10 protein-coding genes are annotated in these 12,412 nt (G+C 71.5%); 2 read left to right on the forward strand and 8 right to left on the reverse strand.

The features are described 5' to 3' along the window. Positions 1–13: 13 nt before the first annotated feature. Positions 14–172 carry a hypothetical protein gene (locus tag HCK04_RS20615; RefSeq protein WP_168066120.1) on the reverse strand — a complete coding sequence of 53 codons (159 nt, stop codon included), beginning with the start codon at positions 170–172 and terminating at the stop codon, positions 14–16. A 22-nt stretch (positions 173–194) separates the two neighbouring features. After that, complete coding sequence (locus tag HCK04_RS20620) at positions 195–1,025, reverse strand: AraC family transcriptional regulator (RefSeq protein WP_168066122.1); 831 nt, start codon at positions 1,023–1,025, stop codon at positions 195–197. 76 nt (positions 1,026–1,101) lie between these two features. On the opposite strand from HCK04_RS20620, the gene HCK04_RS20625 reads away from it, so the two are divergent. Then, positions 1,102–2,505: an MFS transporter gene (locus HCK04_RS20625; protein WP_142649012.1), complete on the forward strand. Its 1,404-nt coding sequence runs from the start codon at positions 1,102–1,104 to the stop codon at positions 2,503–2,505. Positions 2,506–2,527: 22 nt separating this feature from the next. On the opposite strand, the gene HCK04_RS20630 is transcribed toward HCK04_RS20625, so the two are convergent. The 6 genes from HCK04_RS20630 to wecB all read right to left on the reverse strand — a co-directional run bounded on the left by HCK04_RS20630 (position 2,528) and on the right by wecB (position 10,586). Further along, on the reverse strand, positions 2,528–4,060 hold the full coding sequence (locus HCK04_RS20630; RefSeq protein ID WP_221889947.1) for an MDR family MFS transporter: 1,533 nt from the start codon (positions 4,058–4,060) through the stop codon (positions 2,528–2,530). Between the two features lie 114 nt (positions 4,061–4,174). Further along, on the reverse strand, positions 4,175–4,834 hold the full coding sequence (locus HCK04_RS20635) for a response regulator transcription factor (RefSeq protein ID WP_142649013.1): 660 nt from the start codon (positions 4,832–4,834) through the stop codon (positions 4,175–4,177). After that, positions 4,822–6,075 (reverse strand): sensor histidine kinase, encoded by a 1,254-nt coding sequence (locus HCK04_RS20640; protein ID WP_185949004.1) that lies wholly within the window; start codon positions 6,073–6,075, stop codon positions 4,822–4,824. The genes HCK04_RS20635 and HCK04_RS20640 overlap by 13 nt, the downstream gene beginning before the upstream one ends. Positions 6,076–6,121: 46 nt before the next feature. Beyond that, positions 6,122–7,111: a CPBP family intramembrane glutamic endopeptidase gene (locus HCK04_RS20645; protein ID WP_142649014.1), complete on the reverse strand. Its 990-nt coding sequence runs from the start codon at positions 7,109–7,111 to the stop codon at positions 6,122–6,124. Between the two features lie 167 nt (positions 7,112–7,278). Next, entirely contained in the window at positions 7,279–9,348 is a 2,070-nt protein-coding gene (locus HCK04_RS20650) for a glycosyltransferase (RefSeq protein ID WP_142649015.1), read from the reverse strand. Positions 9,349–9,458: 110 nt separating this feature from the next. Beyond that, a complete protein-coding gene (wecB, locus tag HCK04_RS20655) occupies positions 9,459–10,586 on the reverse strand; it encodes a UDP-N-acetylglucosamine 2-epimerase (non-hydrolyzing) (protein WP_142649016.1) in 1,128 nt (375 codons plus the stop codon). Positions 10,587–10,684: 98 nt separating this feature from the next. Here wecB and HCK04_RS20660 point away from each other — a divergent pair, with 98 nt between their 5' ends. Further along, positions 10,685–12,352: a glycosyltransferase family 4 protein gene (locus tag HCK04_RS20660; RefSeq protein WP_142649017.1), complete on the forward strand. Its 1,668-nt coding sequence runs from the start codon at positions 10,685–10,687 to the stop codon at positions 12,350–12,352. Positions 12,353–12,412: the final 60 nt, after the last annotated feature.

Here is a 12,412-nt window from a genome sequence, read left to right on the forward strand (position 1 = left end):
CCGTACGACGTGGTCATTCGTCGTGAAGGTCGTCGAGATCCACCAGATGGACGTCGTCCCTGCGGCTCGCCTCCGCGAGCAGGTCGGCCGCGAAGCCGGACTCGCTGAAGACGGCGTAATGCGTGGCCGAGACGTCGATCTTGCCGATGGAGCGCATCCGCTTAGATGACATCAGCTAGATGACATCAGCCTGGTTAGATGACATCAGCCTGGTGCCGCTGCTCGGCGGGTGAGCTCACCAGGCAGGCATTCGGTGACAACAGCCGACGGATGTGGCCGGGCGGGCGGCCGAGCTCGGCCCGCATGGTGCGGGTGAGGTGGGCCTGGTCGGCGAAGCCGAGAGCCGCGGCGAGGCCCGCCAGGTCCTGCTCTCCCTCCTCGATGCGGGCGAGGGCTCGGCCGACCCGCACCCGGTTGCGGTAGCGGCTGACCGTCATGCCGACCTGCCTGCGGAAGGTCCGGCTCAGGTGGGAGGGCGAGACCCCGAGCACCCGGGCCAGCCGTACGAGATCGGCCGAGTCGGGGTCGTCCGCCAGGATGGCCTCTCGCGCCCGGTCCGCCAGGACTCCGCCGCGGTTCGGGCTTCGCCGGTCGGCTCGCGGGCGGATCGTCGTGACGAGCGTGTGCACCAGCCGTTCCGCGGGGTCGGCCGAGCCGTGCGCGGCGCGCAGGAGAAGCCGGTGTGCGAGCTCGGCCCGGCCGTCGATCGCCAGCGACGGATGCGGCGGCTCGTCGCCCACCACCGCGTGCCACAGCGAGGGCCGCACCCCGACGAACGTGCAGACGTCGCCGCCGGCGGGGTGCGCGAACGCGTACTCGCCGCCCGGCCACTGCGCGTAGCCCATCGTGGGATCGGCGACCATGCGGTGACCGTCGCCGCGCACCCGGAACATCCCGCGGCGCACGAGGACGATGCCGTACGACCCGCCCTCCTCGGGCGTCGACCAGGTGTGATGCCGGGCCGTGCAGGAGACCACGTGGACGGAGAAATCCGGCGTATCGATGACTGACCTCGATGTCCGCACCGGTCCACTGTACGGATCCCCGCACGGGCAAAAATGTTCAAGACCCCGGGGCCCGCGATCGCGGAGCCTGAGGGCCATGTCGAGATTGACGAGGCCACGGCCGTGGGGGGTGCTCACCGTGCTTCTGGCCGGGCAGATGATGGCGTCGATGGACGGCTCGATCGTCACGGTCGCGCTGCCGTCGATACAGCACGATCTGCGGGTCGATGACGCCGTCCTGCAACTGGTCCCGTCGGCGTACCTGCTCACGCTCGGGGTGCTCAACGTGACCGGCGCCCGTACGGGGGATCTGATCGGCCATCGGCGGGCCTTCCTCGGCGGACTGGCGGCCTTCACACTGGCGTCGCTGCTGTGCGGGCTCGCACCGGCGGCGCCGGTGCTGGTGGCGGCCCGGGTGGCCCAGGCCGTGGCGGCCGCGCTGATGGTGCCGCAGGTCTTCTCGCTGATCCAGCTTCGCTTCGACGGCTCCGCCCGCAAACGGGCCATCGGCGTCTACTCGATGGTGCTGGCCCTGGGCGTCGCCCTCGGTCAGGTGATCGGCGGCCTGGTGGTCGGGGCCGACCTGCTCGGGCTGACCTGGCGGCCGGTCTTCCTGGTCAACGTCCCGGTGGGGGCCGTGCTGATGGTCGTGGGGCTGCGCGCGCTCCCGGAGAGCGCGCCGGTGGCCCGCAGGCTCGACCTGGGCGGGGTCGCGCTGCTCACCGCGGCGATGTCGGCGGTGATCGTCCCGCTGATCTTCGGCAGGCAGTACGGCTGGCCGGAGTGGGCCTGGGCCTCGCTGCTCGCCGGCCTGCTCCTGCTGGTGGTCCTCGTGAGGTTCGAGGGCCGGGTCGTCCGCCGGGGCGGCCTGCCGCTTCTCGATCTCTCTGTCCTGCGGCCTGCGGGGGTGGGAGCCGCGCTCGCCACCTGTGTCGCGGTGATGGGCTGTTACACCGCGTTCCTGTTCGTGCTGACCCTGCATCTCCAGAACGAGCTCGGGTTCGGCCCGCTCGCCGCCGGGCTCGCCTTCGTGCCGTACGCGATCGGGTTCGCCACGCTGAGCCTGACCTGGGCCCGGCTGCCCGAGGGGGCGCAGTCGGTCCTTCCGGTCGCCGGGCCGGCCTTCTTCGCCGCGGGCGCCCTGACAGTGGCCGCGCTGCCCGGTGACGGGTGGCCCCCGGTGCTCATGATCCCGGTGTTGTTCCTGGCCGGCGCGGGGCACGCGGCCGGTTACAGCCCGCTGGTGGCACGGGTGGCCGCCATCGTGGGCCCGGAGCGCGCATCGGCGTTGTCGGCGTTGAACTCGACCGGGCCCGTGCTGGCCGGCGTCAGCGCCGTCGCCGGGCTCGGCAGCCTCTATCTCAGCACCGGCCTCGGCTTCGCCTTGGTGGCCGTCGCCGCGCTGCTCGCGGCGGGGGCGTTGAGCGCCGCCGCCGCGCGTGCGACGTGGCGGAGCGGCTCCCATGCCCCCGAACGCGCGGCGCGGACACCGGGCGGCTGATCGGCCGCGGCGGGCCGTCCCGTCAGTCGAACGACAACTCGGTCGTACGGCGGGGCATGAGCAGCAGAGCGGCGACGCTGAGCACGGCCACGACGACGAGCGCGATGAAGATGTGGTGGACCGCGTCGTACAACGCGCCCCGGACGAAGGTCGCGGCGGCGGAGTGGGCCGCCGCGCCCTGGGCCTTCAGCACCAGGCTCGTGGCGTCGAGGCTGTCCGGCAGGTGTCCCGCGACGTCGGCGGGCGGGTGGGCGAAGCGGTCCGACAGCGTCGAGTTGGCGATGGCGCCGAGCACGGCGGCCCCGACCGTGCTGCCGAGCGAGCGGCAGAACATGTTGGTGGCGGTGACCACGCCGCGGCGTTCCCAGCCGACGACCGACTGCACGGCGACCATCGTGGGGCTGGCCGACAGGCCGAGGCCGACGCCGACGACGAAGCAGGCGGCCGCGACCTGCCAGATCATGGCGTTCTGGCCGAGCAGCGCGCACAGCACGGAGCCGGCCACCACCACGACGATGCCGATCAGCGCGGTGTCGCGGAACCCGATGCGCATGTAGAAGCGGCCGGAGAACGTCGCCGCGAGGGGCCAGCCGACGGTGAGCGCGGCGAGGGCGAAGCCCGCCACCAGCGCGCCGGTGCCCAGCACGCCCTGCGCGTACGTCGGGACGTACGAGGTGAGCCCGATCGTGAGGGCGCCGATGCCGAGGGAGGTCAGGTTGCCGCCGGTGAGCGTGCGGCGGCGGAACACCCACAGGGGCAGCACCGGCTCGGCCGCGCGGCGCTCCACGAGCACGAAGGCGGCGATCAGGAGGAGGCCCGCCGCGAAGATCAGCAGACTGGGCGCCGAGTCCCAGTCCCAGGAGACGCCGCCCTCCAGCAGGCCGAGGATGAGCAGGGAGGAGCCGCCGGTGAGCAGCACGGCGCCGGTGTAGTCGATCCGGTGGGAGCCCCGCTTCACCTGCTCCTTGAAGCGCCGGGCGAGCATCCAGGTGGCCAGGGCGCCGAGCGGCAGGTTGATGAAGAAGATCCAGCGCCAGGAGACGTACTCGGAGAAGACGCCGCCGAGCGTCGGGCCGACCACCGCCGAGATGCCCCACACGCTGGCGAGGTAGCCCTGGACGCGGGCCCGCTCCTCGACCGTGTAGAGGTCGCCCGCCATCGTCATGCTGATGGGCTGCACCGCCCCGGCGCCGATGCCCTGGATCGCGCGGAAGGCGATCAGCGCGGGCATGCTCCAGGCCACCCCGCACAGCACCGACCCGAGCAGGAACGCCCCGATGCCGAAGAACATCACCGGCTTGCGCCCGAACACGTCGGCGAGCTTGCCGTAGATGGGCACGGTCACGGCCTGGGTGAGCAGGTAGATCGAGAACAGCCAGGGGAACTGGGAGAACCCGCCGAGGTCGGTGACGACGGACGGCACCGCGGTGGCGATGATCGTGCTGTCCAGCGCCACCAGAGCGGTGCAGAGCATGATGGCGGCGAGCACGGGACCGCGCTCCGACCGTAGCCCGATGCCTTTCGATGCCGTCGTCGTGGTCGACTTCGTGGTCACGTGGTGGCTCCCCTGTCCCTTCGCGCACGTACACGGGACCCCTCCGCTTGAGAGCGGAAGAGTCCCGAAACAGGGCAACTATCGCAAACCGCCCGGCATTCCTCGTTGGCACCCTCAGCCGCGGCGCTGGGTGTCCTCCAGGTAGCGCAGGACGGCCGTGACCCTCCGGTCCGCGCGGTCGGTGGGCGCCAGGTCGAGCTTCGCGAAGATGTTGCGGATGTGCTTGTGCACGGCGCCTTCGCTGATGAACAGCCGCTCGGAGATGGCGGTGTTGCCCAGCCCCTCGGCCATCAGGGCGAGCACGTCGCGCTCGCGGGCGGTCAGCCGTTCCAGCCCGCTGTCGGAGCGGGTGCGCGTGAGCAACTGGGCGACGACCTCGGGGTCGATGGCCGTGCCTCCGGCGGCGACCCGGTGCAGGGCGTCGAGGAACTCGCCGACCCGGCCGACCCGCTCCTTGAGCAGATAGCCGAGCCGGTCGGTCCCCCCGGCGAGCAGCTCGGTGGCGAACGCCTGCTCGACATACGCGGACAGCACGAGCACCGCCAGACCGGGCAGCCGGCGCCTGGCCTCCACGGCCGCGGCGATCCCCTCGGTGGTGTGGGTCGGCGGCATCCGGACGTCGACGATGGCCACGTCGGGCCGGTGGGCGTCGACGGCCGCCAGGAAGGCGTCCGGGGAGTCGGTCGTCGCCACCACGTCCAGGGACTCCGCGCGCAGCAGCAGCGCGACCCCCTCACGCAGCAGCGGGTCGTCTTCGGCTATCACGATCCGCACGGCAACTCCACGTCGATGGTGGTCGGCCCACCGGGTGGGCTGGTCAGGGTGAGACGGCCGTCGTGGGCCTCGATCCGGCTGCGCATGCCGGTGAGCCCGGAGCCCTGGCGTTCGTCCGCGCCGCCGACGCCGTCGTCCTCGATCCGCAGGCGCAGCCGGCCGCCCTCACGCCGTACGGTCACGGTGGCGTGCCGGGCCCGGCTGTGCCTGGAGATGTTGGTGAGCGCCTCGGCGCTCACGAAGTAGGCGGTCGCCTCGATGGAGGCGGCGCACCTGCCGGGCGCGTCGACGTCGACCCGGCAGGGCACCCCGCAGTTGGCCGCGAGCCCGGCGAGCGCGTCGGCGAGCCCCCGGTCGGCCAGCACGGGCGGCAGGATGCCGCGCACGACCGTACGGAGCTCGGCCAGCGCCTGCTCGGCGGTCTCCTGCGCGCGTTCGAGCATGTCCTCCGCGCCCGGCCGGTTCTGCGACAGCGCGCGGCGGGCCGCGCCGAGCAGCACGGTGACGGCGACCAGCCGGTTCTGCGTCCCGTCGTGCAGGGAGCGTTCGATCCGCCGCAGCTCGGCGGCGTGGGCGTCCAGCGCCGCCGCGCGGGTGGCCGACAGCTCCGCGACGCGCAGGGAGAGGTCCATGTCCGCGGTGGGCGCCAGGAGCCGGCGTCCCGGCCACGCCTGCAACCGGGCCATTCCGCTCCCGAGCGCCAGGAAGCCGACGGCAAGCCCCACGCCGAGGAGCGCGACCGCCCAGGCGTCGGCGTCATCGCGCACGTCCCAGAACACCAGCGTCGGGGCGGGGTCCTCCGCGGGCAGCGTCCGCCACCACAGCGGATAGGTGACGTCCTGCACGGCGTCCACCACCAGGGTCAGCGCCGCCAGGCCGAGGAACAGGCCCAGCGTGGCGTGCACGAGGAGCCAGCCCAGCTCCCGCCGCACCGCCCGGTCGGCGAAGGCCGCGCGCACACCGGCCGGCGCGGGCCCCAGGGCGACGATCTCCGGCCCCCACCGGGACAGCCGGCCGCGCTCCCGCTCGGCGACGGACCGTACGACCCGTGGCACGGTGGGCGCGAGGAGCAGGCCCACACCGATCACGCAGGTGAGCGCGACCACGACGAGCCACAGCAGAGCGGCGAACGCCAGCAGCGCGGTGCCGAGACCGCCGACGAGGTGTTCGAAGGCGTCGAAGAGGCCGCGGGCGTACGCGGCGACGCCCCTGGCCGGTTTCCGCTGACGCGCCGCCATCATGCACCCCCTCGGGCTGACGAGCTTAGGGTCTTCGCGCGGTGGCCGTTCACCGCTGCGCGGCGAGTCCCGGTGTGAGCTCCGGTGTGAGCTCCGGTGTGAGCTCCGGTGTGAGTTCCGCCGTGCGCTCCGGCGCGGGCTCCTCGGCGGGACGGTAGCCGAGGCGTCCGCGGGTCGCGATGAGCACCAGGACCGCCGCCGTGGTGCCCGCGAGCAGGGTGACGTGGCTCGCGTGCTCGGGGGTGCCGAGCGACGGGAACATGTCCGAGTAGACGATCGACATGAAGTTGTTGACGCTGACGTGCAGCACCATGATCAGCGGCAGGCTCTGGCCGGTGCGGTTGAACACCCAGGTGACGACCACGCTGAAGACGGTGGCGAAGGCGACGAACTCGCCGATCCTCGTCCAGGTGACGTCCGGCCAGCCGCCCCACTCGCTCAGGAACAGCGGCAGGTGCCAGACGCCCCACAGCGGGCCCAGGATGGCGGTGGCGCCCAGCGGGCCGAACCTCCGCTGCATGCGGGGCAGGGCGAAGTCGCGCCAGCCGGGCTCCTCGGCGAGACCGGTGGTGACCATCTGGAGCAGCAGGCCGGGCACGTACGCGACCAGCGCGGCGACGGGCGGCATGTGGATGTTCTCGCCGGAGAGCGCGAGACCGGTGACGATGATGAGGGCGGGCACACCGAGGGCGGTCCCGAGGTACCAGAGCCGGCCGACCCGCCACTTGGTCATCCGGCCGACCCACCGGCGGACGCCCTCCCTGCCGTCCGCGACCCTCGTCACGACGTACGCGGCGAAGATGGGGCCGAGATAGGCGCCGGGGAGAACGCCGGCGAACTGGGTGGTGCCGAGCACGGCGGGGAAGTCGAAGTCCCAAACCCCCAGGCCGTTGTTCGAGAGCACGTAGGGTGACCAGGCCGCCCAGCTCATGAGGTTGGCCAGGGTGAAGAAGGCGACCAGCGGGTGGCGGCGGATGAAGCCCTTGATCCCGGTCTCGTTCGTGTGGTGCCCGGCCCGCGGCCGGCTGTCGAGTGCCATTTCACGTCTCCTGTGGAGTGCCGACTGACACTGATCAGCACACCAGCCGGAGGCCCTCCCGGTCGCTCCCGCATGCTGCCCAATGGAGGTACAGCCAGGGGTACCAAGCGAAGACCGCCCAGAGCCGCGACAGGCCCTGAGCGGTCTCCTCCCACAGGAACGCCGGGTCAGATGAGGACGTGCGCCTCGGGGTTGCCGGCGAAGCAGAACTGCGCGTTGCGGGTCAGCTTGTAGTCGGCCGCCTGCCAGGTGTGGGCGGTGGCGTCCGAGCCGCGCATGTAGATGAAGTTGTATCGGTCGGCCGAGTAGATCCGGACGCCCTCCGCCTTGCAGCGCCGTACGAGACGGGTGTCCTCGCCCGCGTTGACCGGTTCGAACGGGAACGCCCGCAGCAGGTCGGACTTGGCCAGGATCGTCGCCCCCTGGATGAGGTGGGCGTAGCGGTGTTCCAGCCCCGGCAGGCGGAAGATCGTGACGTCCTGGTCGGGGAAGTAGGTGTAGTGCGCGCCCTTGCCGACCATCTCGGCGTCGGCGTAGTCGAACGCGCGCACCAGGTCGGACAGGTAGTGCTCGCCGTAGATGTTGTCGTCGTCCATCTTGGAGATCAGCTCGCCCTCGGCGTGGGCGATGCCGTGGTTGAGCACCTCGCCCAGCGTCCAGGACGGGTCGGCGGTCAGCACCTTCACGGCCGGGATGCCCGCCGCGAGGGCCTTGTCGCGCACGACCGCCGGGTCCTCCGACAGGCCGTGCATGACCAGCACGAGCTCCAGGTTGCGGTGCCGCTGCCGCGCCACCTGGCTGATCGCGTGTTCGAGCTGACCGGCCCGGTTGGTCGGCAGCACCACGGAGATCGACCGCGAGCGCGAGACGACCGGCAGGCCGAGGTCGGTGAGGATCTGGTCGACGCGGTGGGAGAACAGGTGCTTGTCGAACACCTCGCGCATCGCCAGGTGGCCCTGGCGCGCCCGCAGCTCGGGGCTGTTGATCAGGTAGATCGCCCGGTTGTACGCCTCCTCCTGGGAGTGCGCGACCGGGATGAGCGGGCCGAACGTCTCCTCGATGGCCCGCGACCACCCCGACAGCACGGTGGTCGAGCAGGCCGACAGCTCGAAGACCCGGCGCGCGCACATGGTGGGCGAGTCGATCACCGAGTTCACGTTCAGGAAGACCTTGTACATCTTGTACGCGGCCAGCATCTGCTCGTACGGCAGCTCGCCCACGATGTGGGGGCGATACTCCTCCGGCCAGGCGTACTTGTCGGCCACGGAGGCGTTCCTGGCGTAGATGTGCAGGCCGAGCGGGCGCACCGGCGCGAGGATCGTCTCCATCTGCTCGCGCCGCTCGGGGTGCTTGTCGCGGAAGTACATCCCCGCGAAGACCACGTCGTACGGCCGGCCCTGCTTGGTCTGGATCGGGTTGTGGATCCGGGGCTGGGCGGCGAACTGCAGCACACCGACACGGTCATGACCCAGCATCTCGCGATATTTCGGGATCATGTCGCCGTCGCACGTGTACACGTAGTCGAACAGCTTGGCCGTCTCGATGAAGAAGTCGAAGTTGGGCGGGTCCTCCTTGTTCCAGAAGACCGTGGGGATGCCCTCCTCGCGGCACCAGGCGATCAGGTCGCGCAGCTCCTGCTTGGGCGCGTTGGTCCCGGTCATCTGGTAGCGCCAGCGGCCCTGGTTGCCGTGCCAGGCCGACTCGCAGAACAGCATCTCGGGCCGCTTCTCGGCGAAGATCTCCCGCCAGTCCTGCAGCCCGAACTCGATCTGGTCCCACTCGTACTTGAACGCCATGCGGGAGAAGTCGTCGAGGATGACCGCGACGCGCAGGTCGGGCCGTACGACCGGGCCGTCGGGCCACTTGAGGCCGGGGATCTTGACCTCGGGGCCGCGCTTCTCGGCCTCGGCGGCGACCTCGATCGCGGACGGCGGCGCCTGCGGCGGCTTCTTGCCGTCCTTCATCGCCTTGCTGAGATCACGCGGCAGCCGGACGATCTTCTTGGGCTTCGCCGCGTTCGTCAGCACCTGCGCGACCCGGTAGGGCTTCTGGGTCTGGGTGGCCTGCAGCCGCCAGAGGGCGTAGTCGGCGCGGGCCTCCTGGTAGGCGAGCCGGTTCTCCAGGTCGCGGATCCGCTGCTCGTACTGCTCGATGTGCTTGCGCTCCTCGGGCAGCCAGTTCACCGGCCCCAGTCGCTGGAAACGGGGCTCTTCAGGAGTCTCTTCGGTCTCAGCCATACCTCTCCCCCTTACGGACAAGCCATCGTAAAGGGCCACAGAGACCTTTGTGCCGATATAGGGGATTCAGCCGAGCGAGGTCTTCCCCCCGTCCTGAACCGTCCTGAGAACTAACGCAGGATGCCCTTGGCGGCGGGGGAGAGGTTGTCGCCACGCAGCCAGGCCTCGATGACGCGGGCGATCCGCGGCCCGGCGGCGCCGTCCCACAGCGGCGGCAGGTCGCCGCTCGGCGTGGCCGCGCCGTCCGCGAGCGCCTTGGACGCCGCGGCGGGCAGCGAGGCGGGCGTGACGAGCCGGTTCGTGCCGTGGGTCACGGTGATCGGCCGCTCGGTGTTGGGCCGGACGGTCAGGCAGGGGACGCCCAGCATGGTCGTCTCCTCCTGCACGCCGCCGGAGTCGGTCACCACCAGGGCGGCCCCGCGCACCAGGGACAGGAAGTCCACGTAGCCGAGCGGGTCGACGATCTTCAGGTTCGGCCGGTTGACGAGACCGGCGTCCGCCAGCCGCTGCCGGCCGCGGGGGTGCAGCGGCACGACGACCTGCACCTGCTCGGCCACGCCGAGCACGGCCTCGACCAGCTCGCGGGCCGCCTCGGGGTCGTCCACGTTGGCCGGTCGGTGCAGCGTGGCCACCGCGTAGTCGCCCTCGATCCCCAGCCGCTCCCGCACCGGCGCCGGGTCGAGCTTGGGCAGCGCGGCGAACAGGCTGTCGATCATCGGATTGCCGACGAGGTGCACCTTCGCCGGGTCCACGCCCTCGTTGGCCAGGTGCGACAGCGCCTCGGGCGAGGTGGCGAACAGCAGGTCCGACAGCGCGTCGGTGACGACCCGGTTGACCTCCTCCGGCATCTCCCGGTCGAAGGAGCGCAGGCCCGCCTCGACGTGCGCGGTCGGCACGTGCAGCTTGGCGCAGACGAGGATCGCCGCGAGCGTCGAGTTCACGTCGCCGTACACCACCACGAGCGCCGGGCGGTGTTCGAGCACGACGTCCTCAAGCCCGGTGAGCAGGGCGGCCGTCTGCCGGGCGTGGGTGCCGCTGCCGACGCCGAGGTTGGCGATCGGCTCGGGCAGCCCCAGGTCGGCGAAGAACACGTCCGACATCAGCGCGTCGTAGTGCTGGCCGGTGTGGATGATGCCCTGCCGGACCCCGAGCTCGGCCAGCCCCCTGACGACCGGGGCCGCCTTGACGAAGTTCGGCCGGGCGCCCAGTACGTGCAGGACGAGGGGGTTGTCTCTCATCTGCCTCGCCTTTCGTCTCTGGTCGTGCTCACAAGCCGTGCCCTGCCGCGCGTTTTCGCACTCCCTGGCACAAACGTTGCCTATGGTACGGTCGCGCCGTGGAAACCGAGGCCAACAAGCCCGCAAAGGCCGTGTCCGCCGCGTCCGCGAAGGCCGGCCTCGGCGGCTTCCTCCGGGGGTTCGCGAGGAACCCTGTCCTCGTCTCCCGGATCTTCGTCAGCAAGGTCAAGTCCGACCCGATGCGGGTAGCCCAGGCCGCCGCCGACGCGATCCCTCCCGGCATGCGCCCGGTCGTCGGACGCGTCGCCTGGCCCGCCGCCCGGTTCGTCAAGGTCAGGACCCGCAAGATCCTGCAGCGCGCGGCCAAGGGCCCGCTGCGGGACGCCAAGGCCCACTTCGACGCCGGCCGGCTCACCGAGGCGGTCCAGGTGCTCAAGCCGCAGTCCCGGTGGCCGTTCGTCCGCCGCAGGATGGCCTACTACGAGGGGGAGAAGGCCGCGCTCGGCCCGAACCCGATCCCGCCCAAGCCGAAGATCATCATGGGTGAGCGGGTGAACGGCCGGGTGCTGCACATGGTCACCAACGCCCTGCCGTACACGCAGGCGGGCTACACCGTGCGCACCCACCGCATCGTCACCGCCCAGAAGGCGGCGGGGCTCGACCCCCACGTCGTGACGAGCTGGGGCTGGCCCATGCTCCAGGGCCACACCGACGCCGAGCCGTACGAGGAGATCGACGGCATCCCCTACTACCGGCTCCTGCCCAAGGGCGAGGTGCCGTTCGAGAGCCAGGGCCGGATGATCCGCGGCGCCGCGGACGTCTCCGAGCTGGTCAGGACCCTCCGCCCGCAGGTGCTGCACGCGGCGACCGACCACCGCAACGGCTCCGTCGCGCTCGCCGTGCGCGAGCGGACGAACACGCCCTTCGTGTACGAGGTGCGCGGCTTCCTGGAGGAGACCTGGGTCTCCCGCGACCCGGCGAGGGTCGGCAGCGAGCGGCACAGGCTGCAGCGTGAGCGTGAGGCGCAGATCATGCGCGAGGCCGACGCGGTCGTGACGCTCGCCGAGACGATGGCCGCCGAGATCGTGGAGCGCGGCGTGCCCAGGGAGCGCATCTTCCTCGCGCCCAACGCCGTGGACGACGCCCTGCTGACGGCCGACTACGACGGCGAGGCGTTCCGCGACCGGTTCGGGATCGGGCGCGACGAGATCGTCGTGGGCTCGGTGTCGAGCATCGTCGCCTATGAGGGCTTCGCCACACTTCTGAGCGCCGCCGCGCTGCTGCGCGAGGCCGGGACGCCGGTGAAGGTCCTGCTGGTCGGGGACGGCGCCGAGCGGCCCGCGCTGCTCGAACAGGTCGAGAAGCTGCGCCTGACGGACGCGATCCTGCCCGGCCGGGTGGGCCCGGACGAGGCGCTGCAGGCGCAGGCGGCCATCGACATCTTCGTCTGCCCGCGCGAGGACCTGCGGGTGTGCCGTCTCGTCACCCCGCTGAAGCCGGTCGAGGCGATGGCGCTCGGCAAGCCGGTCGTGCTGAGCGACCTGCCCGCGCTGTCGGAGCTCGTCGGCGGTGAGGGCGCCGGCCTGCTGGTGCCGCCCGGCGATCCCGCCGCGCTGGCCAAGGCGCTCGCCGCGCTGCGCGACGATCCGGAGCGCCGGAGGATCATGGGCGAGGCGGGCAAGGCCGAGGTCGCCGCGCACCGGACCTGGAGCAGCCTGGCCCGCACGTACCAAGGGATCTACCAGTCCTTGACCGAAAACCGATAAACAGCAGAAAGTCGGATGTGTTGCATCAGGCATGCTTGGTTCCGAGTTGAGATAACCTTT

The organism is Microbispora sp. CL1-1 (assembly GCF_012034195.1).
In the GTDB taxonomy this organism is placed as follows: Bacteria; Actinomycetota; Actinomycetes; order Streptosporangiales; family Streptosporangiaceae; genus Microbispora.

What these genes read in the sequence shown, in the direction of transcription:
- wecB (WP_142649016.1), bottom strand. Translation starts at nt 10,586, where the DNA reads ATGAGAGACAACCCCCTCGTCCTGCACGTACTGGGCGCCCGGCCGAAC.
- HCK04_RS20625 (WP_142649012.1), top strand. Translation starts at nt 1,102, where the DNA reads ATGTCGAGATTGACGAGGCCACGGCCGTGGGGGGTGCTCACCGTGCTT.
- HCK04_RS20645 (WP_142649014.1), bottom strand. Translation starts at nt 7,111, where the DNA reads ATGGCACTCGACAGCCGGCCGCGGGCCGGGCACCACACGAACGAGACC.
- HCK04_RS20615 (WP_168066120.1), bottom strand. Translation starts at nt 172, where the DNA reads ATGTCATCTAAGCGGATGCGCTCCATCGGCAAGATCGACGTCTCGGCC.
- HCK04_RS20640 (WP_185949004.1), bottom strand. Translation starts at nt 6,075, where the DNA reads ATGATGGCGGCGCGTCAGCGGAAACCGGCCAGGGGCGTCGCCGCGTAC.
- HCK04_RS20650 (WP_142649015.1), bottom strand. Translation starts at nt 9,348, where the DNA reads ATGGCTGAGACCGAAGAGACTCCTGAAGAGCCCCGTTTCCAGCGACTG.